This is a genomic window from Pirellulales bacterium, from assembly GCA_035533075.1.
GTDB lineage: Bacteria > Planctomycetota > Planctomycetia > Pirellulales > JAICIG01 > DASSFG01.
The window spans coordinates 24,836-46,576 of the sequence record DATLUO010000092.1; the positions used below are offsets into that span (position 1 = coordinate 24,836).

General features: G+C 63.1%; 12 protein-coding genes. 6 read left to right on the plus strand and 6 right to left on the minus strand.

The window, feature by feature from the left end:
* Positions 1–193: 193 nt before the first annotated feature.
* Positions 194–406 (plus strand): hypothetical protein, encoded by a 213-nt coding sequence (locus VNH11_12605; protein ID HVA47201.1) that lies wholly within the window; start codon positions 194–196, stop codon positions 404–406.
* A gap of 3 nt (positions 407–409) precedes the next feature.
* On the opposite strand, the gene VNH11_12610 is transcribed toward VNH11_12605, so the two are convergent.
* The 3 genes from VNH11_12610 to VNH11_12620 all read right to left on the minus strand — a co-directional run bounded on the left by VNH11_12610 (position 410) and on the right by VNH11_12620 (position 5,655).
* Complete coding sequence (locus VNH11_12610; protein ID HVA47202.1) at positions 410–2,623, minus strand: acetylxylan esterase; 2,214 nt, start codon at positions 2,621–2,623, stop codon at positions 410–412.
* Positions 2,624–2,834: 211 nt separating this feature from the next.
* The gene (locus VNH11_12615) at positions 2,835–4,589 is read right to left on the minus strand and encodes a hypothetical protein (GenBank protein ID HVA47203.1); all 1,755 of its coding nucleotides are present in this window, start codon (positions 4,587–4,589) and stop codon (positions 2,835–2,837) included.
* Between the two features lie 169 nt (positions 4,590–4,758).
* Positions 4,759–5,655 (minus strand): DNA adenine methylase, encoded by an 897-nt coding sequence (locus tag VNH11_12620; GenBank protein HVA47204.1) that lies wholly within the window; start codon positions 5,653–5,655, stop codon positions 4,759–4,761.
* Between the two features lie 177 nt (positions 5,656–5,832).
* Between VNH11_12620 and VNH11_12625 the strand changes: the two genes are divergently transcribed.
* The 3 genes from VNH11_12625 (at position 5,833) to VNH11_12635 (ending at position 8,596) form a co-directional block, all read left to right on the plus strand.
* Positions 5,833–6,375 (plus strand): HEAT repeat domain-containing protein, encoded by a 543-nt coding sequence (locus tag VNH11_12625; GenBank protein HVA47205.1) that lies wholly within the window; start codon positions 5,833–5,835, stop codon positions 6,373–6,375.
* 138 nt (positions 6,376–6,513) lie between these two features.
* Positions 6,514–7,857, plus strand: a complete 1,344-nt coding sequence (locus VNH11_12630) for a DUF4147 domain-containing protein (GenBank protein ID HVA47206.1) — start codon at positions 6,514–6,516, stop codon at positions 7,855–7,857.
* Positions 7,858–8,062: 205 nt separating this feature from the next.
* On the plus strand, positions 8,063–8,596 hold the full coding sequence (locus VNH11_12635) for a peroxiredoxin (protein HVA47207.1): 534 nt from the start codon (positions 8,063–8,065) through the stop codon (positions 8,594–8,596).
* A 1-nt stretch (position 8,597) separates the two neighbouring features.
* Here VNH11_12635 and VNH11_12640 read toward each other — a convergent pair whose 3' ends face one another.
* The 3 genes from VNH11_12640 to VNH11_12650 form a co-directional block, all read right to left on the minus strand.
* Positions 8,598–9,623, minus strand: a complete 1,026-nt coding sequence (locus tag VNH11_12640) for a tetratricopeptide repeat protein (protein HVA47208.1) — start codon at positions 9,621–9,623, stop codon at positions 8,598–8,600.
* Positions 9,624–9,751: 128 nt separating this feature from the next.
* Entirely contained in the window at positions 9,752–10,339 is a 588-nt protein-coding gene (locus VNH11_12645) for a hypothetical protein (protein HVA47209.1), read from the minus strand.
* 175 nt (positions 10,340–10,514) lie between these two features.
* Positions 10,515–12,422, minus strand: coding sequence for an ABC-F family ATP-binding cassette domain-containing protein (locus VNH11_12650; protein ID HVA47210.1), 1,908 nt, complete (start codon positions 12,420–12,422; stop codon positions 10,515–10,517).
* A 363-nt stretch (positions 12,423–12,785) separates the two neighbouring features.
* Between VNH11_12650 and VNH11_12655 the strand changes: the two genes are divergently transcribed.
* Entirely contained in the window at positions 12,786–21,281 is an 8,496-nt protein-coding gene (locus tag VNH11_12655) for a tetratricopeptide repeat protein (protein ID HVA47211.1), read from the plus strand.
* Positions 21,282–21,440: 159 nt separating this feature from the next.
* The gene (locus VNH11_12660) at positions 21,441–21,689 is read left to right on the plus strand and encodes a hypothetical protein (protein ID HVA47212.1); all 249 of its coding nucleotides are present in this window, start codon (positions 21,441–21,443) and stop codon (positions 21,687–21,689) included.
* The last annotated feature ends 52 nt before the right edge of the window (positions 21,690–21,741 follow it).

The following is a 21,741-nucleotide window of genomic DNA, read 5'->3' on the forward strand; positions in this document are numbered from 1 at the left end:
TTAGCGAGCATGGCCCGGGTTCTCAACGCCATGGCGCATACCGACTTCGGCCGCGCGAACCCGCGGGCGAGGCTTTGTGTCTGGCCACTTAGTGGCCGCTGGCACGGGAATCGCATAGGTGGAGAGCGACTATCCTGGCTGCCAAACGCCGTGCGAGCAAATGTTAGCCAGGCACCTTCTGGGAGATGCTGCGATGAGCCCGGTTCCATCCAAAGGGAAAAAAGGATTCCAACTCGTTTCAGACCACGACGATCGGCTCGGCTTGCCGGTCGCCGACCAAACGGTTTACGTTCCCTTTGCCGCCTGGTTGGATGAACAGTTGGAAGAGCTCGTCACACGATGGATACACTTGGCGGCACCCAACGCTTCGCGACGCGAACGGGCAATTCACAGCCGCCGACGATAGCAGCTACTCTTTCAGCAGCCAATTGACCGCTTCCAAAACGGCACTCGATGGTTCGCCAGCAGACTCCACCAATTTGGCCGGTTGGCCGGCCGCCGCATAACTCTTGCGCACCAGCGCAGCCGCCTCGCCCTTCTCGCCCGCCAACCACAGCGGCCGCGGCGCCGAAAGGGCCAGCAAGGCCGGGATGTCTCCATACTTCACCGCGCCGGGCAGAAACGCCGGGTCGTCGAAGCTGCTCAGCCGCTGAAAACGGAAACCGGCGGTGTCGATGGCAACGTGGTCGATGGCCGGGCCTGCCAGAGCGGCGGCCGCCGCGACCCACGGCCCGGCCCCGTTCATGCCCACCAGATCGACCCGTTCCGGCTTGTGCTCGTTCAGCTTGGCAAAAGCGACCAGTGCCAAAACATCGTGGACCCGCGAGGCAAACAGCGGATGGTTGTAGCCGTAGGTGTAGCCGGCGAATTCCCGCGGGTTTTTGACGCGGCGGTTCTTCATCGGCGGCTGACCCGCGGCCACAAACTCACCTTGCCCCAGCAAGTCGATGCCGCCGACCGAAGTGCCCGCCGCCACCAGCTTCATCACCTCCGGCCGAGGCTTGCCGTCCGTAGCGTACAACCCGGCCTTGCCCGAACCGTCGATCCACAGCACGGCCCGCTTGTTCCAATTCTTGGGCAGCAAGAACGCCACAGGAAGCTCTTGGCCGTGCAGCGGGTTTCGCAGCAGGCCCGCGAATTCCGTGTAGTCGCCGCGATCTTCTTCCACCGATTTCTCGAATTCCGGCGAGCCGATTTCGGCCAGCGAATGACCCAGGATGGCCTCGACGGCGCCTCCCACCACCTCTCGGTATTTCGTCAGCGTCGCGGCATCGCGCGGCTGAAGCGCGGCGATCTGCCGCTCGGCGTCCTGCGTCATTTGCTTGATCAGGCTCCGCTCATAATCGTCGCCGCCGGCCGGCTTGGGATGCGCGTCGTCCCAGACCGTCATCTCCGCGACCGAGAGCGGCACGAAGTCTTCTTCCACGATCGGGTCGGTATAGCCGAGCTTGAGATGCTTGTTGAACCACGAGTACATCGCCGCCCGGCTGACGTAATTGTAGTTGTGCGGAAATTGCACCAGCGGCTTTGCCATCACGTTTGCTTCCGCGCCGAGCAGCTTGTAAAGTTGCTTCAGTTCGGGCAGGCCCTTGGTGGCGATCTCTTTGGTCCAGTCGTCGGCGCCGGTCATTCCCAATGGTTTGGGAGCAAACAGGCCGGCCAGCTCGATGTTGCCGGTGTCGATCCGCAGCAGGCTGCAGTTCTCGCAGGTACAGCCGCCCTGCATGGCCGTCGAGACCATCACGGCCGGAAAGGCCGCCGCCGGCCGCGAATCGACCGCGCATAAGATGAATGTCTGTGTGCCACCGCCGCTGGCGCCCGTCACGCCGATGCGCGTGGCGTCGACCTCCGGCAAGCCGCCTATCCAGTCGAGTGCCCGAACGGAGTTATACGTCTGCAGGCCCATCACCGATTGCAGACGCAACTCGGCCTGAGCGCTGAACAGTCCCCATTGGTCGGCCGATTCCATCTGCGGACGGATCTTTCCATATCGGTGGGCCAGCTCGTACGAGATTTGCTGGCTGTCGGCGTAGCCCAGCATGTCATAGTGGAACACGAGGCAGCCCATGCGGGCAAGCTGCACGCAACGGGCCTGCAACGGAAAGCGGCCGCTGCTGACGAACCGCTCCGCTCCATCGGCGATCTGCTGCCGGGCCATCGCCACGCCCTGATCGACGAAGCGGCCGTTGGCCCAATGTCCGTGCGGGCAGAGCACCGCCGGCAGTTTGCCGTTGCGGCCTTTTGGGCGATAAAGGCTGCCCGTCACAAAATGGCCCGGATAGCTTTCGAGGTACACTCGGTCAACCGTGTACTCATTGCGATCGACGCGGCCATGCACGACGGCATTGACCGGCGTCGAGTTGGGCATGGGCCATATTCCAGTGGCCACTTTGGCTTGCCGCCGCACGCGCTCGGCACGCTTCCGCCACTCTTCAGCCGTGGCCGGCACGTTCAGGGGGAAATAGCCGTCCAGGTCTTTCGGCTCGGCCAACCGTTTGTCGGCGGGGAGCTTGCCCGGCGGCAGCGCCCGCGGCGCGTCGGCCTGGACCAGCGATGCGTAAGATAGGATTACGACTGCCAGGAGGGCCTGGGGCGACGGTGGACGGATGTGAGACGGCATCATGGGTGGCAAACTCCCTGTTAGAGCAATCGTTGCGAAACGCGGCACTGCGCTGCCAATGTAAGCCACGGACCGGCCGATTGCCACTGTTTTGCCGGCGGGTCCAGTCGATTCAATACCGGCCAGAATCGCAAAGAGGAAACCAGGTGGGGGGTGATCGCGAATTCGTTGGTCATCGCGTCGGGAAGTACCCAGCCACCTCTCGCCCCCGTTCTCATCGTGCCGCCCGCGCATCGCGCAACGCTTTCAGATACTCGACGATCTCGTCGTGCGCCGCCGTGGTTTGCGTGATGACCAAGGCTCCGGCATTGGTAAACCCCTCGATGGCGCCCGGACCACCCACTTCGTCCCACGTCGTCGGCACCAGATTATTGGTGATATTGTCGATCAGCGCAGGAAAGTCCAACGCGGGCCGGTCGGCCGGCGCATCGGGCGGACGCACCACAAGATCAAACACCGGATAGACCCTGGCAAGGAGCATGTTTTCGGCCTCGGTTTTGGAGGTGATCATCAGCACTTCGTTGCGAATCACGTAGGTCAGATCCAGCTCGTCCAAGGTCAGCCGCAATAGCGCGCGGAGCGTGATGCCCTTGATGCGGCGCGTGATCGGCGTGTCGCTGTTCACGCCCGCGTCGGTGAGGGCCTTGCTGTCGAGTTGGATATCGATTCCGTGCCTTTGCTTGAGATACTCGATCACGTCGCTGAGCGGCTGCTCGGCAAAGTCGATCTCCGTCAGTTGGCCGAGCTCTTTCTGGATGCGTGCCTCGCGCGCGCCAGGCTCTGGCTCGGCCATTTGCGGCCAGCCGCCCTTGCTGCCCGCGAGCGAAAGCCGCACGGCAGGATAAACGGTGCTGGCTACGCTGCCGGGCAAAAGCCCCTCGATGAGCTTGCCGACGCGGTACTGAATTTCGTCGGTCTGCCGGACGACGACCGTTTCTCCCGCTGCCCGAATCATGCCTTCGCCCGTGGGTTCCCAGCTTTGCGGCTCAATCATTTCGGGAACCAGCTTGGCGATGGCCTTGGCCCAGGCTTCGAGCTTGGTCGGCGACGGCGAGTCGGCAGGCGGCGCGGCCACGAGGGCCACGTTGTTTTGCTCTTTCGCCGGGGCCGCGGCCTTCGCGCCGCCCACGGGCTGCTGCCCCGGCGGAGCGGCTGCTTGCGTCGGCTTTGCCGGCGCCGCCCGTTGGGCGAGGTGGTAGACCTTGATCGGAAGCGGCTCCTTGATTTGAAGCGGTTCGTTCGACGGCGCCGGCGGACGCCCGGCGAAAGGATCGAGCGGCTTGGCCGCCTCGATCTGCTTGTCCCGCGTGCGGCGCAAGGCGGCGAGCAGCTCGGCGATCTCTTCGTGGGCCTCTTCGGCCTGGGAGATGGCAAGCGCGTGCGAGTTGCGCACGAATTTGATCGACCCGGGGCCGCCCACCTCGTCCCAGGTCCTCGGCGCCATCGTGCTGACGATCAGCTCAATCAAGGCGCGGGCATCCTCGGCCTTCTTCTGGCCGGGCCTCAAGGGCGGCCGAAACTCGCTGTCGAGCGTCACCAGGTCTTCGACCGGATATATCCTGCAAGTCAGGTGGTTTTCGGCTTCGGTCTTGCTGGTAATCAGGAGAAAGCCGTCGCCCACGACGTAGGTCAGGTCGAGCTCGCTTAAGACCAGCCGCAACAACGAGCGGAGCGTAATGCCCTGGATGGTGTGCGTGATCGGTGTATCGCTTGCCACGCCGGCGTCGGCGAGGGCCTTGTTGTCGATCTGGATCTCGATCTCATGCTTTTGCTTGAGAGATTCGATCACGTCGCTGAGCGGCTGTTCGGCAAAGTCGAGCTCGCTCGGCTGATCGAGGGCGGTGAGGATTGCCGCCTGGCGCGGCGTGGGCAGCGGCCGCGCGGCGGTATCGGGTTCAGCCGCGGACATACTCGGCAGGAGCGACAAGCAGACAAACGCGCTGAAAACGACGGGGCCGACGCGCAACATGGCGGTTCTCCTTCTCTGTTCTGACCGGAACACGAACTGTGCCAAGAGATGGGCCGGCCGGCATCGCCTTTTATGCCGAACGGCCGACGCGCTTCCCAACCTACCACCGCCGCCGCCACGAAGCAAGCATCGTCGCAGCTTGTGTCAGCGCGTCGTCGCGTTCCGCTCGCTAGGATCCGACCGAATACGTCAGCAGCAGCCGGTCCGCCACAACTTCGCTTTCCAGTGTTTGCCCGGCGAGTTGAAAACGACGGAGCATCGAGCGGCCGCAGTTCACCATGGCTTCCGTCGCGAACAATCCGTGCGGCAGAGGCACATCGCAGATTTTGTCTCCTGATCGCTTGGTGCCGTCGATGGAAAGTGCCACAAACACGCCTCGCGATTTGCAGCGGGCAATGGCCTCGAAAAGTTGAGCCAGGCTGAAGCTCTGCGCGCCGTAAAGGATGCCCTGACTGTCGACGTACGGCGGATCGCAATAGACTAAGTCTCCTGCTCTTGCGCGGTCCATGACCTCGGCGTAATCGGCCAGAACGAACTGCGTTCCGCGGCAGCGCTGCCGCCATTCGTCGGCGCGCTTCGCGAACGAGGCGGCCGAGATTGGCTGATGGACCCCGCAGGGCGTCGACATATATCCGTCGGCCTTGCGGAAACGCACGACTCCGCCGTAGCACGCGCGACAGAGGAAAACCAGGTCACCACCGTTCGGCTGCGCGTTGTAAGACGCTTTAACCTGCTCATAAACGGTTTCTTTCGACTCGCGTCGCAGACGTTCCCGACGTTCGGTGTACCACGCTTTGAGTTGGTCGGGGTCGTTTTGCAACGCCCGCCAGATTTCCGTCAGCGGCCTGAACGCGTCCGAGCCGGTCCCTGAATCGGGGGCCAGCGTGGCCAGCACGGCCCCACTGCCCAGGAACGGCTCGTAATAGGTGCCGAATTCTCGCGGGAAGTACGAAACAATCTCATGGGCGAACCGCTGTTTGTTCCCCACCCATTTCAGAAGTTGGCGGCGAAATGGGCGTACCTCCCGCGGAACCTCTGAAAACAACGGTAATTGTTGAAGTTGCATCCGTTACATCCTGGCCAATAGGCATTGGTTCATATCAGGCCGTGAAGCATATCCGATGTTGGGATGCAAATACAAAGCGATAACTGCATGAACGGCGTGGATTGCACTCGATTGGCAGCACATACTGGAAACCAGCGTGGAAGGGCAACGAAAGCATCCTTTTCTAGGAGTCGGCAAATGAAATCGGTGGTTCAAGGGCGATGGTGCGGCGCTGCGGTGTTGGTCGTTCTGCTTGCCGCCGGCTGCCAGCGCGGGCCGCGGACGATGACCGGCATCGAAGACGCGGGCAAAGCCGCCGCGGCCAAGCCGAAGGCCAAGGTGGTCGGTCCGGCGGGCCGCGAGCCGGGGGTCGCCGTGCGCACGGTGCGGGCCTTCCGCGAATGGGGCGTGCGCGAGACGGCCGCCGATGCCCTGGCGCGCATCGGCGATGCGGCCGTGCCCGCCTTGCTCGACACCTTGGCCGATCCCGATCCGGACGTCCGCGCGCAGGCGGCACACGCCTTGGCGCGGATGGGACAGAAAGCGGAGCCGGCCGTGCCCGCCTTGATCCATGCCCTGGACGATCCGAACCAGGACGTGCGACAGGGCGCCGCGCGGGCCCTCGGCCAGATTGGTTCGGGCGCCGAAGAAGCCGTGCCGGCCTTAATCAAGGCCATCAAAGATCCACGCAACAAATCGACGCCGAAAGCCGTCGAAGTCGAGACGAAGGTTGTTGAGTAGGGTTCAGGGTTCAGGGTTCGGGGTTCAGGGTTCGGGGTTCAGGGTTCAGGGTTCAGGGCGCGAGCCTTGCGTCTTGTGCCGTGCGTCGAAGATATTGGGGCATCCCTCATCCCTCATCCCTCATCCCTCATCCCTTCCATGGCCAGCCACCTCCGCGGCGATGCACTGCAAATTTGGCGGGCCGGTGTGGCGGGCGTCGACTCGGCGCGATTGGTGCGAGACGCCGTTCATGCCGAAGGATCGTGTCTGAACGTCGGCGAGGAAACGCTCGACCTTCGTCGTGTCCGCCGCATTGCCGTCGTCGGGGCCGGCAAAGCGGGTGCGGGAATGGCCGCCGGATTGCTCGACGCACTCGGACCGCAAATGATCGCGCAGAAGAAAGTTGCGGGTTGGATCAACGTCCCGGCCGATTGCGTCCGACCGCTGCCGCCCTTCGTGCTGCACCCGGCACGTCCCGCGGGCGTCAACGAGCCGACCGAAGCGGGAGTGCATGGCGCGAACCAAATCCTCGATCTGGTCGGCTCGTTGACCAACGACGATCTTTGCCTGGCCTTGATTTCCGGCGGCGCCAGCGCTCTCTTGCCCGCACCCGTCGATGACATCTCTTTGGCCGACAAGCTCGCCGTGACGCGGCACCTCAGCGCCGCAGGAGCCACCATCAACGAGCTGAATGCCGTCCGTAAGCAGATCAGCCGCATCAAGGGTGGCGGACTTGCCCGTGCCTGCCGGGCCGGCGCGCTGATCAGCCTCATCATTTCCGACGTGCCGGGCGATCCGCTGGACGTGATCGCGTCTGGCCCGACCGTGCCCGATGCCAGCACGCCTCAAGCCGCGCTGGAGGTGCTCCAGCGGTTCGGCGCCCGGCAGGCCGGAATTTCGCCGCGCGTGTTTGAGTATCTCCGTGGCAAAACGCAAATCGCCGCGCCGCCGCCCTCGTGTCGCGTCATGAACGTGGTCATTGGCAACAACGCCACCGCCGTCGACGCGGCAGGTCGCGAGGCGGAGCGACTTGGTTATTCGCACGTCATGGCTTCGGCGCCGGCCAGCGAAGGAGCGGCTGAGGACGTGGGGCGGCACCTGGCCGGCTTGGCCCTGTCAATGCGGGAGGGCACCGGCCCCGACTGTCTGATCACGGGCGGCGAGCCGGTCGTCAAGTTGCCCGACGCGGCCGAGCGCGGTCTGGGAGGCCGCAACCAGCAGCTTGCCTTGGCGGCGCTGGAGCGGTTGGCCCCGCAGGGTTGCACGGGCATCACGCTCGTTTCCGGCGGCACCGACGGCGAGGATGGACCGACGGACGCGGCCGGAGCGTTCATCGACGCCGAGGTGCTCTCCGCTGCCCGGCGCCAGGGGCTCGACATTTCCGACTATCTCCGCCGGTGCGACGCTTATCACTTCTTCGCCGCCACGGGCGGTCTGATTAAAACCGGGCCGACGCACACGAATGTGTGCGATCTGCGTGTGGTGGTGGTCGGTCGCCGGTAGGGTAGGGCCAGCGAGCTTGCGAGCGCCGGCCCACCGAAAGCGAGGCGTTAGGCATTGGGCGTTAGGCTCGCTGTACCTAACGCCTAACGCCTAACGCCTTCCAACTACGCAGTACGCAACGGCGCCAGTGGACGAGACCGTGCCCGCGTGCTAGCCTAAGCGCCAAGGCTTACGTCACCCTTATAGTAACCCGGGAGTTTCTGCCATGACCATGTATCTTCGCTTGCTGACGACATTGAGTGTTCTCGTTGCCTCGGCCACGTCGCTGACCGCGGCCGACTTGAAGCCGGGCGATCCGGCTCCCGCGTTTTCGTTGAAAGGCAGCGACGGCAAGACCCACTCGCTGGACGACTTCAAGGGCAAGAAGGTGGTCGTCATCGCCTGGTTTCCCAAGGCCTTTACCGGCGGCTGCACCAAAGAGTGCAAGTCGATGCGCGACGACGGGAAAGAGTTGCGCAAGTACGAGGTGGCCTATTTTACGGCCAGCGTTGATGAGCCGCAAAAGAACAAAGAGTTCGCCGAGTCGTTGGGCCTCGACTTTCCCATCCTCAGCGATCCGGAGAAGGACGTGGCGAAAGAGTACGGAGTGTTGCGGCCCGACGGCGGCGTGACGAACCGCTGGACGTTCTACATCGGCAAGAACGGCAAAGTGCTCTACGTCGATAAAAGCGTGAACACCGCCGAGCACGGCAAAGACATCGCCAAGAAACTCGACGAGCTGGGAGTCGAAAAGAAGTGAGCTAATACCGCAGGGTCGGCGAGGGCGGGTCGTCGACCGGGGGCAACGGTTGCAGGTTGTTGCCCGTGGCGACGGGAAGCGGTACGCCGCGCGGCGCGACGTCGCGGGCGGCAATGCTTTCGCGCCGGCGCGGCTCCTCGCCGACCGTGGCCGAGGAATCCGCATTCGGCTGCTCAGCGGGCGCGGCCGCGGCAATCATCGGCGCATCGCCTCCCTGCTCCGGGACGTTGCTGAGCGATTCAACCCACTCGCGCGCCTCGTCCATGGCCGGATTTTCGGCCAGTGCCAGCTTGAAGTGGTCGAGCGCGGCCTGCCGCTGGCCTCGCTTATCGAGCAAGTAGCCGAGGTTGTAATGGGCTTTGGCCGGACCGTGGGCGTCGGTCAGATGCGCCAGGGCTTCGTCGTTGCGCCCCTGGGCCACCAGCGCCATGGCGATGTTGTTGCGATAGAGAGCACGGTCGGGGTCCAACTCGATGGCGCGGGAGAGCATCACGACCGCATCGTCATATCGCTGCTGCCGGGCGTAGCAGAGGCCGAGATCGTTGAAGGCAACGGGGTCCTTCGGATAGTGCCGAGTGGCAAGCACATAGTATTCGCTGGCCCGGTCGAGCTGGCCCTGCCGGTCGAAGTGCCGGCCCAAGCCGATGAACGCGGCGAGATTCTGCGGCTCCAGTTCCAGGGCCTTGTGAAACATGCGTCGGGCGGCCTCGGCATCGCCGTTCTGCTCGAACGTTTCTCCCATGGCGACATAGTCGCTGGCCTTGGTGGGGGCGATGCCACTGGCCAACGCCGTGGGGTCGGTCGGCGGCACCGGGTTCTTCTTCGATGTCTTAAAAACCTTCGACACCGACTTTCCGAGACTCGACTGGCTTACCGCACTGGCGATTTGTTTCATCGGGCCGGGTTTGGGAGCCGCCAGCGGCGTGATGGGGGTTCCGCCTCGGAACGAGGGAAAACCCGCGCATCCCAGCGCGGCCAACGAGATCAAAGCCGTCTGGCCGAGGGCCGCGAAATAGGACTTGCGCACAACACGTCTCCGTCAAGCAGCGCGTTCTGTTGCCGGCCGGCCGCCCGCGCGGCGTTGGCCATTGTCATTTCATCGTCTGTCAGTCAACGCGCGCTGTAACCTTTCAATCAGCCGGCGATTCGTGAGAACTAGAACCCGCCGCCGCCGCCACCGGCACCACCACCGCCACCGCCGCCACCACCGCCGCCCCCGGTTGAACTGGTGTTGGCGGGCAAGCGCGGGTCGGGAGTGGTCTCGTTGAATTTGGTGCCGATGGTATTGATGTATTCGGCCGGCGCGACGCGGGGCCGAATATTCGTTTGGGCCACCAGCGGGCCCTCGGCAAAGACGTTGATGTGGGAGACGAGCTCGCTGACCGACTGGTTTCGCGCGGCGGTCGTCTCCTCGTCGCGTGCTTGCAACACGAACACCGTGCGGTGTTCGGGCGGAGAGTAGGTCAGGATGTCGCGGACTTTGAGTTCGCCCGCCTCGTTCAGTATGCCCGTCGTCGGATCGAAGTGGTCGTCGCTGAGCGTGTTTTGCGTCCGCCAGCCGTTATTGATCATGACGGCGAACGGCGCCCGTGCCGCCATGCGGTCGGGCACCAAGAACGGGGCCGGCCAGCATCTGTTGCGCTGGGCGATTTGCCGGGCACGCTTGAAGAGCTGTGCGTCGGCTTGCGAGGGGAGCATGCAGAGGGCCACGCCAATTGCCGCCAGAATCGTTCGCCGGAGCATCCGTTTCTCCCTTCGTGAAAAGCCGTTGGCGGCAACGGGCGCCTGCACGGGCACGCGCCGCGATGTTGCCGCGCCACAAACCGAACATTAGTCAGTATCGGCAAGCGGGGGCGAAGAATGCGAGCCGCTTCGTGGACCCTTCCAACTCGCCTGATCGGCAAGGTTTGACAACCGATCAAACCGCGTCGCCCGTCCGCTCGGCGGCTTCTTCCCAGTGCTCGTAGAGCGTTTTCACCGCGGCTTCCTGCTCGGCGATCTCGGTCTGAATCTCCTTGACGCGGCGGCCGTCGCGGACCACTTCCGGCGAAACCAGATCGGCGTGTAATTCTGCGATGCGGGTTTCGCGCTCGATGATCTCGGCCTCGACCTCGGCGGGCTTGCGATAGGGAAATCGCCAGATGCGCTTCGTCTTGGCCTCGCTCGGCTTCTTTGCCGACTTGGCGGCTTCGTCTTTCTTGGCGGCCGTCGTCGCCGGAGCGGCCAGCCCTTTGCGGACGAAGTGCAGATACGTCTCGTAGTTGCCGTCGATCACGCGAAAGCGGCCTGGTTCGACAATCAGCAAGTGGTCGGCCACACGGTTCAAGAAGTAGCGGTCGTGACTGACGAACAACACCGTGCCGTCAAAGGTGGTCAGCGAACGCTCCAGCGAGTCGCAGGCCCACAGGTCGAGATGGTTGGTCGGTTCGTCGAGCACCAGAAAGTTGACGTCGCTGGCTGAAAGTTGGGCCAAGGCCGCCCGGCTCCGCTCACCCCCACTTAAGCTGTCGACGCGCTGAAAGACGGCGTCGCCCGTCAGGCCGAAACGGGCCAGCAGGCCGCGGCGCTGCGGTTCGTTGAACTCCTTGCCGGCGGGCCGGACCGCCTCGACCACGGGCAGACTCGCGTCGAGTTCCGAAAGCAACTGATCGTAATAGCCGATTCGCACGCCGCGGCCCAACTGCACCGTGCCGGCGTCGGGCGTAGCCTGGCCGATCAGGCAGCGCAGCAGCGTCGTCTTGCCGGTGCCGTTGGGACCGAGAATCCCCCAGCGCTCGCCACGCTCGATCTGGAACGTAAGATCGGCGAACAGCGGCCGGTCGTATCCCTTCGCCAGACTTTCGGCCCGCAGCACGATGTCGCCGGTGCGATCGGCCGCGGGAAAGCCCATCGCCGGGCCTGCGATCTCGCGCGGCGGCTCGACCCGCTCGATGCGGGCCAGTTTCTTCTCGCGGTCTTTGGCCTGGGCGCTTTTCTGCCCGTAGAAGTTGCGGCGGATGAACTCCTCGGTCTTGGCGATCTGCTCTTGCTGCTTTTCATAGGTCCGCGCCTGCACCTTCAGCCGCTCGGCCTTCTGTTTCCAATAAGCGGAAAAGTTGCCGACGTAATCGTCGACCGTGCCCTGAAACAGCTCCAGCGTGCGGTCGGTCACCTTGTCGAGAAAGTAGCGGTCGTGGCTGACGACGAGAATGGCCTGGTCGGTCTCGCTGAGGAACGATTCAAGCCACTCGGTGGCCTCGATGTCGAGGTGGTTGGACGGTTCGTCGAGCAGCATCAAGTCAGGCCCGCGCAACAGCAGCTTGGCCAGCATCAGCCGGTTTTGCTGGCCTCCGCTGAGCTGCTCGATCGGCCGCCGGAAACTGGCCCGATCGAAGCCCAGACCGTCGAGCACTCGCTCGATTTTGTGATCGAGGTGGTAGGCGTCGCGGTGCTCGAGTTCGTATTGCAGTCGGTCGTAACGCTTGGCGAGTTGTGCCCGGTCTTGCGGGTCGGTGGCGACGCTCAAGGCATGGGCCACCGCTTCGCCGTCGCGGGACAGCGAGACGAGGTCTTCCAGGGCCGTCATCGCTTCGTCCCAGAGCGTGCGGCCGGGCGACCATTCGGGCTGCTGCTCCAGATAATCCATGCGGGCAGACTCGTGGACCTCGACCGCGCCCGAATCGGCCTCGTCCTTTCCGGCCACGATCCGCAACAGCGTCGTCTTGCCGGCGCCGTTGGGCCCAACCAGCCCAGCTTTTTCGCCCGGCCGGATTTCGAACGTCACACCGGCCAGCACCGGATCGGGACCAAAATGCTTGGTGACTTCGGTGACGGAGAGCAGGATCATGTGGGGCAACAAGGTTTCGGCGAGGGCAAACTACAAACTTCGAGCAAGCGGGGCAACAATGCAAGGGGTGGGCATCAACCGCGCAAAAAAACGGCCGCGTCGCAAGGGAGTAACGACGCGGACCTCGATTCAACCCGCGTCCGCTGAAGGCGTGACTCCCCGGTCGCCGTAATGATAGAATCATGGCTGACGCCAAATTCTGGTGAAACTTTTCGGTTGGCTCGGGCGTCAAACATTCGGGGCAGGCGGCCCTGCCGCCGGCGTGTGCCGGTAATGGCCGGGTGGAGGTCCCATTTCGTTTATCCGGCTGGTGCCGGGCTTCGTTGCGATCGAAACCGTTCGCCCTTGAGGAGGAGTTGAGGCATGAGATCCCGCACGCATCGCACCCTGTTTGTCGCGTTGGCTTGGTTGAGCAGCATTTCGGCGGCGTCGATTTCGGCCGCCGATAAGCCCGAAAAGAAGCCCGCCGAACGACCACAAATCGAGCCGGCCGAGCCGACGGTGCCCGACAGCATCAGGGCATTGCTCGAAGACCGCAGATACGCCGACGCCGTGGCGGCCATCGACAAGGCGGTGGGCGACAAAACAGCCGACCAGGAATGGCTGGCCTATCTCAAAGCCCGATCACTTTACCTGGCCGGCAGTTACGACGATTCGATCGCCGCCTACAAGGCCGCCGAGACAAGGTTCCCCGAGAGCCGCTGGCAACGTCGATACCGGTTTGGCCGCGCGCTGGCGCTGGCCCGCAAAGGCGATTTCCAGGCCGCAGAGCAGATTTATCGTGCCGAGGCCGAGCACCTCTTGTCGGCCGATCGCAAGGAGGAACTGGCCGACATCTATCTGGAGTTCGCCGACGGCTACTTCAAGCCGGCCGACGAACAGCAGCAGCCCAACTATGCCAAGGCCCTCGAGTTCTACAACAAGGCGCTCGAAGTCGGCCCGAAGCCCGAAAAACGCGAAGAGATCGAGCTGCGTGTGGCACGCTGCTACCAGGAGTTGGGCAACCATCAGGAGGCTGCCAACCGTTACACGCAGTTCACCAAAGACCATCCGGATAGCGCCCTCGACCTGGAAGCCCGTTTTCGCCTGGGCGAGGTGCAGTTGACGATGGGCCAACGTGAGGAAGCCCGTCGCACCTGGCAGGACCTGCTGGCCACCTACGCCGACAACAACAGCGAGCGGATTGCCGAGGCGACGTTCCGGCTTTCGGAGACCTACGGCTTGCCCGCTCCCTCGTCGACGGAAGACCTGGAACTGGGCGTCGCCTCGTTGGAGACGTTCCTGAAAGAATTCCCCGAGCACAAGCTGGCCGGGCAAGCCTATCTGCGCATCGCCAATGCCTACGTCCATTGCGGACGATACGAAGACGCGGTGAAGAGGCTCAAAAAGTTCTTGGGCGACGAGCGGTCCGCCGGTCGCGAAGAGCTGGCCGATGCCCGCGTGCTATTGGGCCGTTCGTATCAGCTTCAGAAGAAGTTCGACGAGGCGCTGGCCACTTGGCGCGACTACCTGGCCAAGCATCCGGCCCATTCGGCCTGGAGCGACGTGCAACGTTCGATCATCGACACCGAGTTTCTCCAAGGCGCCGAGGCGGCCAAAGCCAAACGCTACGATCAGGCCCGCAAGCTGTGGCAAGAGTTCCTGGTCAAATACCCGCTCGATCCGCGTGCCCCGCGCATCCTGCTCGAATTCGGCCGCATGAAGTTTTTGGAAGAAGATTACGACGCGGCCATCGCCGAGTGGCGGCGCGTCGTCTCGAAGTATCCCAACACGAATGAATCGTCGCAGGCCCAATACCTGGTGGCCCTCACGCTGGAAGAGAAGCAGGGCAAGCTCGAAGAGGCCCTCAAGGAATATCGGAAAGTGACGTGGGGCAACTACGCCGCCAAGGCCCAGCAGCGCATCAGCCGACTCACCGCCAAGGAAATGACGGTCGCCACCGAGCGCGTGTTCCGCTCGAACGAGACGCCCAAGATCAAGCTCACCACCCGCAACATCGAGTCGGTCACGGTTCGGGCCTACACGGTCGATCTGGAAACCTACTTTCGCAAGATGCACCTGGCCGGCGGCGTGGAAGGTCTCGACATCGCCCTGATCGACCCCGACAAGACGTTCGAGTTCGATGTGCCGAAATATGCCCAGTATCAGCAGCTTGCCAGCGAAGTGGAGATCCCCTTCGAGTTCCGCGTGGCCGGCGTGCCGGGCGGCGTGATGGCCGTCACCGTCAGCGGCAAGACGCTGGAGGCGACGACGCTGGTCATCCAGAGCGACCTCGACGTGATCGTCAAAAGCTCGCGCGACGAAATCTTTGTGTTTGCCCAGAACATGCGGACCGGCAAGCCGTGGCCCAAGGTGCGGCTGTTGATTTCCAACGGCCAGCAGGTGTTTGCCGAAGGCGAGGCGGGCGACGATGGCGTGTTCCAGAAATCGTACCAAGAACTGAAGTCGGCCGGCGACGTGCGGGTGTTCTCGGTGGCTGATTTAAGCGTGGCCTCGAACGTTGTCGGCCTGAACGGCGTCGGCGTCTCCAGCGGTCTCACCGCGCGCGGCTACATCTATCCCGATCGCCCCGCTTATCGCGCCGGGCAGCTCGTTCACGTTCGTGGCGTCGTTCGCAACGTGGCCGACGACCGTTTTACGATCGACGAAGGCAAGAAGTTTCATTTTGAGGTTTACGACAGCCGCAGCCGCCTCATTCGGCAAGACGAAGTGACGCTGGGCAAATTCGGCAGCTTCCATGCGCACTTTGTGTTGCCCGACAGCAGCGTGGTCGGCGACTATCGCATCCAGGTTTATGACGACGCCGGGCAAAACTACCAGGGCGCCTTCCGCGTTCACGAATATCAGCTCGAACCGGTGCGTCTGGCGGTCGATACCGATCGAAAAGTTTTTTATCGAGGCGAAGAGATCGTCGGTAAGATCACTGCCAAATTCTATTACGGCGCCCCGCTGGCCGACCGCGAGATTCGCTATCAGCTTGCCGGCGGCCGAGTCTACACCGGCACCACCGACGAAAAGGGCGAGCTGGAGTTCAAGCTGCCGACGCGCGAATACCGCGAGTCGCAAACGCTGCCGCTGGTGGTCACGCTGGCCGAGCGGAACCTGCGAACGAGCGTCAACTTCTATCTCGCCACGCAGGGCTTTTCGATCGGCCTGAGCACCGTCCGCAAGGTGTTCGTCTCCGGTGAGACGTTTGAGGTTTCCCTCAACACCCGCGATGCCGAGGGCAAACCGATCAGTGAAGAACTAACTTTGAACGTACTCAAACGGACGACCGTCGAGGGCAAAGTCGGCGAAACCGAAGCCGAAGAGCACGAAATCGCGACCGACAAGGACGGCAAAGGCCGGCTTACGCTGCGACTAGAAGAAGGCGGCCAGTATGCGCTGCGCGCGGAAGGAACCGATCGTTTCGACAACCCGATTTCGGGCACGTCGCTGGTGCAGATTTCCGATGACAGCGACCGCGTTCGTCTGCGCATCCTGGCGGACCGTCACACATACAAAGTCGGCGATCGCGCCACCGTGCAGTTGCACTGGCGCGAAGCCCCGGCTTTGGCGCTGGTGACCTTCCAGGGCGGCAAGATTTTGGATTACCAGCTCGTGCAGCTTAAGACCGGCGCCAACGAGCTGGCGATCCCCATGACGACGCTCTTGGCGCCGAATTTCGATCTGGCCGTCGCCGTGATGACCGACGCCCGTGAGGCGAAGGAAAAAGACGACGACCCGGAAAACAACTCTGTAGGGAACGGGGCGCCCCCTGGGCCCCGTGGCGTTCCGCGGCGCTTCCACGAGGCATCCAGCCCCTTCACGGTCGAGCGCGAGCTACGATTGACGATCGCAACCAAGCCGAAGCAAGGCGACGCTGCCCGGCCGGGCGAAGAGGTTGAGGTAACGATCACGGCCAGCGATCCGCAAGGCAAGCCGGTCGAAGCCGAGCTGAGCCTGGCGATGATCGAGCAGGCGCTCTGGGAGATGTTCGGTTCGAACGTCGCTGCCATCGCCGACTTCTTCCGCGGCCAACCGCGCGCCTCAGCCGTACGCACCGCGTCCAGCGTGGCATTCTCCTACTATCCCGCAACGCAGCCCATCAACCCGCAGTTGTTGGCGGAAAAGGATCGGAGGGAAGTTGAGGCGATGGAGGAAGAGCGACGCAAGGCGTTGAGTGAACTGACTTCAAGTCAAACGGCCGAGTTGCAACGGCAACAGATCGCGGCGGAGCCACAAGCGAGAGCGAAAGTCAATCGCGAACTGTCCTTGCGCAACGGCAACATGGACGACGCTCTAGTGGCAGAAGAACTCGGCGAGGTCGAGAGCGTGCTAGGGACCAACGTTTATCCAGTTGGCGATCTTGTCGGCACGATCGAACATGATGCAAAAACTCAGAGCCGCGCGAGTGGCGACGTCTTTTACGATCAGATTCGCCGTCCAAGGGGATCGATGGTGGTTGAGGAATCAGCGATTCCATTCGATGATCTTTCAGTTAGTGGCGTGCCGGCCGCCAATGGCCCCGTGGCTGGCGGATTAGGCGGTTTCGCAGGACGGAGGTCTGGCCTGGCCAGCCGCCAGGCCGGTGCAGAGGCATACGGTTTTGGGGTTAACGACGGAAAGGTAAAGGCTCGACCGTTTTTTGAGCAAGACGAAGCTAAGTCCGAAGCGGCCAAGTCGGAGTTGGCGGATCGCAATCAGATGTATTTCGCTCCGGCCGATGCCAGCGCGCTGATGATGGGTCGGCTGGCGAAACCGGAATCCAACCCCACGGTCCTCTTGGCCGATGGAAGCCAGAAAACCTGGCAACTCGGCTTGAACTTCACGATACCCGACGGACAAAAGCTACGTGATGCGGCTGAAAAAAATGCGAAGCTGCTTGAGGAGGCTGAGGCGATGAGAACAGCGGGGGCCGTAATACTGCCGCCGCAAGCATCCCAAGAAACGGCATACTGGAATCCCGCAATCGTCACCGACAAGGACGGTAAGGCCACCGTTACGATCACATTGCCAGAGCGGACAACGGCGTGGAAGCTGCTGGCGAAGGGGATCACCACCGAGACACTGGCTGGGGAAGCCGAGAGCGAGCTGGTGGTTAAGAAGGAGCTGTTCGGCGAGCTGAAGCTGCCGCTGGCCTTCACCGACGGCGATGAGGCCGAGATTCTCACGACCATGCACAACGACGCGGTCGAGAAGGGGAAGATCGAGGTCACGCTTAAGACGACCATTGGTGGCAAGGCGGTCGAAGAGAAGAAGACGATCGAAGCGAGCAAGGGAATGCAGGAGGTGCCGTTCAGCGTGAAGTTGGAACTGCCCCGAGAGGAAGAACGGCAGAAGGCAGAAGGCAAAGGGCAGAAAGAGGAAGCAAGCACAGACGCTGTTGAAATCGAGTTGACGATCGTCGCCGGGGAGAAGCGCGATGTGGTGCGGCGGACGGTGCCGATTCGGCCTTATGGGATGCCGGTGTTCGCAACGGCCAGCGGCTCGGCCACCAGCGATACCACGGCCTTCGTCGAAGCGCCCGAAGGCATGACGCTCGAATCGCCCAAGCTGGAGGTGATCGTCGGCCCGACCGTCGAGCAAAGCTTGCTCGACGCACTTCTAGCGCCGGCGCCGTTATGCCAGCTTGGTGCCTTGCGATTGGCTTCGGGCATCGATACCTCGACGAGCGACCTGATGGCGGCCATCGGTTTGCAGCGTCTCGTTGGCGCCACGCGGCAGGCCGGCACGCCGCAGGCCGAAGCGCTTGATGCCCGAGTGCGCTCGTCGTTGAGCTTGCTGGTTTCGTCGCAGAACGACGATGGCGGCTGGAGTTGGACCGGACGCGGCGGTGCCAGCAATCGCTACACGTCGGCGCGCGTTGTCTGGGCGCTCAGCCTCGGCAAAGCCGCCGGCTACAAAGTAGCCGACGACAACTTTGAGAAGGCCATCGGATACATTCAGAGCCAGGTGGCGACGACGGCGGAGACGGATTATGACAGCAAATCGGTGCTGCTGGCCGCGCTCGCCTCGGCCGGCCGCGGCGACTTTACATTGGCCAACCGGCTCTATCGCAATCGGCCCGCGCTCTCGACCGGTGCGCTGGTCTACCTGGCGCTGGCCCTGGCCGAGATGGACCGGCAGCCAATGGCCCACGACCTGTTCGAGCTGCTCGCCAAGCGAAAGCTCGACGGCAGCGTCGAAGAACTCAACACACGGGCAGTGCTGGCCTGGAACGATTCGTCGGCCGAACTGCGGGCACTTTACCTGTTGGCCCTGGAAAAAGCCGAGCCGGAAAGCACCAAAATCAGGGACCACGTCGATTGGCTGATGGCCCATCGCACCGGGCATCGCTGGTCGCCCGACAAGGCGACCGGCCCCGCTATGTTGGCGCTGGGCCAGTGGTTCGCCAAAACGCGTTTCGACACCGAGCATTATCAGCTTACGCTGGTCGTCAACGGTTTTGAGGTGACGAAACTCGATGTGACGCCCGAGGCCAAGACGCAAACCGTTGCCATCCCGGCGGGCCTGCTCAAGAAAGACAAGCAGCGGATTCAGTTCCAGTTGGCCGGCCGCGGCCAATACACCTATCAGTGCTTGCTGAGCGGCTTCGTGCCGGCCGGCAAGCTCAAGAGCACCACTAAGAATTGGCTGGTCAAACGTTTCTACGAGCCGGCCCCGCGCGAGCTGGACGGGCAGACCATTCCCCGCGGGTTCGACGTGTTGCAAGGGGCTTTCACCACGTTCCGCAATCCGCTCACGCAGTTGCCCGTCGGCCAGCGCGGCCACGTCGAGCTCCATGTCTCGCGCATCAACTTGCGGGCAGACACGGCCGACGAAAAGGTGGAATACCTGGTCGTCAGCGAGCCGCTGCCGGCCGGTGTGACGGTGATCGAGCAATCGGTCACCGGCGCGTTCGAGCGGTTCGAGCTGACGCCCGGCGAGATCACGTTCTTCATCGGCAGTCAGAAGTGGCCCGGACCGATCCAGTTCGACGTCCACGGCTATCTGCCGGGCGAGTACCGCGCGGGGCCGACCGCCGTCCGCAACGCCTATCGGCCCGATCAGCTCGCCGTGGCCGACGCGCGGCAGCTCACGGTGCTGCCGCTGGGGCAAAAGAGCCAGGACGAGTATCGCCTCTCGCCGCGCGAGTTGTTCGAGTTCGGCAAGCGCTACTTCGAGAAACACGAGTGGCAGGCTGCGGCGGCGCATCTGACCGAGCTGATGAACAAGTGGAACTTGCAGCCGCAGTTCTATCAGGAGTCTGCCCGGATGCTGCTCGACGTTTATCTGGAGCTGGGCGTCGACGCCGAGATCGTCCGTTGGTTCGAGCTGATCAAGGAAAAGTGGCCCGACGTAGAGTTGCCGTTTGCGAAGATCGTGCGGGTCGGCGCCGCTTATGACAAGATCGGCGAATATGAGCGGAGCTTTTTGGTGTTCCGGGCGACGATCGAAGGCAGCTTCTCGCGCGAAAGCAACGTGGCCGGCTTCTTGGAGGGCCAGGGAGAATTTTTGCGGAGCGTGGCGGTGATGGGGCGGCTGCTGGCCGAGTATCCGCCGGAGCCCTACGCCGCGGCGGCCCAGTATGCCTTGGCCCAGCGCGTGTATGCCTATGCTCAGCAGGCGGCGGGCGACCAGAAGCTGCGCGACAAGAAGATCACGCGGGTCGATTTGATCGAGCACGCCGTCACCATGCTCGACGGCTTTTTGACGGCTTATCCCGAAGACCCGGCGGCCGACCAGGCGAGTTTTTCGCTGGCCAATGCGCTGTTGGAACTGAAGGCCTACGCCCGAGCGGTCGAACGCTGCCAGCGGTTCGCCGAGCGGTATTCGTCGAGCGACTATCTCGACAGTTTCTGGTACATCGTCGGCTACAGCTACTTCGCCCTGGGCGAGCACGAAAGGGCGCTGGAGATGTGCCGCAAGGTGGCCGAAGCGAAGCACGTCGATCGCCAGACGGGCCGCGAGGAAGAAAGCCGCAACAAGTGGCAGGCGATCTACATTCTGGCCCAGGTCTACAACAGCCTGGGCAAAGCGGCCGAGGCGATCAAGGAGTATACTCGCGTGGAGGAGCGGTTCGCCGACGCTCGCCGGGCGATCGAGTATTTCACCCGCAAGGCGATCGAGCTGCCCGAGGTGAGCACGTTCGAGCCGGACGAAAAGGTTAAGGTCGATCTGAAGTTTCGCAACGTCGCCCGTTGCGACACGCGGGTCTACAAGATCGACCTGATGAAGTTCAGCTTGTTGAAGCGAAACCTGTCGCACATCACCGACATCAACCTGGCCGGCATCCGCCCCTATCACGAGGCGGCGATCGAGCTGGGCGACGGCAAAGACTATCGCGATCGCACGCGGAAGCTGCCGTTGCCGCTGAAGGACGAAGGGGCTTACCTGGTCGTCTGCCGCGGCGACGATCTGCACGCCAGCGGTCTGGTGCTGGTGACGCCGCTCAAGGTTGAGGTGCAGGAAGAGCCTTCATCGGGCGAGGTGCGGACGACGGTGAAAGACGTGACGAAGGACCGCTACATCAACGAGGTCCACGTCAAGGTGATCGGTAGCCGCAACGCCGAGTTCATTTCGGGCGAAACCGACTTGCGGGGCGTGTTTGTGGCCAATGGCGTGCAAGGCACGGCCACGGTGATTGCCGAGGAAGGCGACAACCGCTACGCCTTCTTCCGCGGACACGCCGAGCTCGGCACACCTCCGCCGCCGGCAGCGACGCCAGCCGAGCAGCAGCCCGCCGGCGCGGCCGGCAAGCCAATGGCCAACGACAGCGAGCAGTTGCTGCGTCAGTTGCAGGAGAGCAACAGCATGATCCAGCAAATGCAGTGCGAGAACCTGAAGAACATTTATCAGCAGAACAAGCAAGGAGTGCAGTTGAAGGAGGCGTTTTAAGCGATATAACGAGGGCTCCGATGGTATACTGGAGTTGGTGGACGGCGTAACCCGTGCGACGAGAGTCGCCAAATTATTGCAGGGAACGACGGTACGCGTCGAGGTGCTCGGCAAGCTGCGTCAACCGAAGGCCCAGAGTCCCAAGATCGGGGACACGATATGAAAACCAGTGAGGTAATTGTCGGGCTGTTGGAGCGAATGGCCGAGGTGCGCGCGCGATGCCCGGAGATGCGATTCGGCCAAATTCTGGCGACGGTAGGTTTGCTGGCAGAGGACGAGACCGGGCATTCGCTCTGGGAGGTCGAGGATAGCGACCTCCTCGCTGCGCTGGAGCGATTCGCCCGCGACTTGGCGGCGCGTGAGCAGCCGGCCGAAGCAAACGCCACAGCCGACTCCAGCGGCAAATAGCATGGACCGCAGTCAACGCGCCATCTGAAGGGAGCTTGTGTTGCAGCCGTGA

Coding starts and splice junctions, on each gene's coding strand:
- VNH11_12605 (HVA47201.1), top strand. CDS start 194: ATGAGCCCGGTTCCATCCAAAGGGAAAAAAGGATTCCAACTCGTTTCA.
- VNH11_12610 (HVA47202.1), bottom strand. CDS start 2,623: ATGATGCCGTCTCACATCCGTCCACCGTCGCCCCAGGCCCTCCTGGCA.
- VNH11_12615 (HVA47203.1), bottom strand. CDS start 4,589: ATGTTGCGCGTCGGCCCCGTCGTTTTCAGCGCGTTTGTCTGCTTGTCG.
- VNH11_12620 (HVA47204.1), bottom strand. CDS start 5,655: ATGCAACTTCAACAATTACCGTTGTTTTCAGAGGTTCCGCGGGAGGTA.
- VNH11_12625 (HVA47205.1), top strand. CDS start 5,833: ATGAAATCGGTGGTTCAAGGGCGATGGTGCGGCGCTGCGGTGTTGGTC.
- VNH11_12630 (HVA47206.1), top strand. CDS start 6,514: ATGGCCAGCCACCTCCGCGGCGATGCACTGCAAATTTGGCGGGCCGGT.
- VNH11_12635 (HVA47207.1), top strand. CDS start 8,063: ATGACCATGTATCTTCGCTTGCTGACGACATTGAGTGTTCTCGTTGCC.
- VNH11_12645 (HVA47209.1), bottom strand. CDS start 10,339: ATGCTCCGGCGAACGATTCTGGCGGCAATTGGCGTGGCCCTCTGCATG.
- VNH11_12650 (HVA47210.1), bottom strand. CDS start 12,422: ATGATCCTGCTCTCCGTCACCGAAGTCACCAAGCATTTTGGTCCCGAT.
- VNH11_12655 (HVA47211.1), top strand. CDS start 12,786: ATGAGATCCCGCACGCATCGCACCCTGTTTGTCGCGTTGGCTTGGTTG.
- VNH11_12660 (HVA47212.1), top strand. CDS start 21,441: ATGAAAACCAGTGAGGTAATTGTCGGGCTGTTGGAGCGAATGGCCGAG.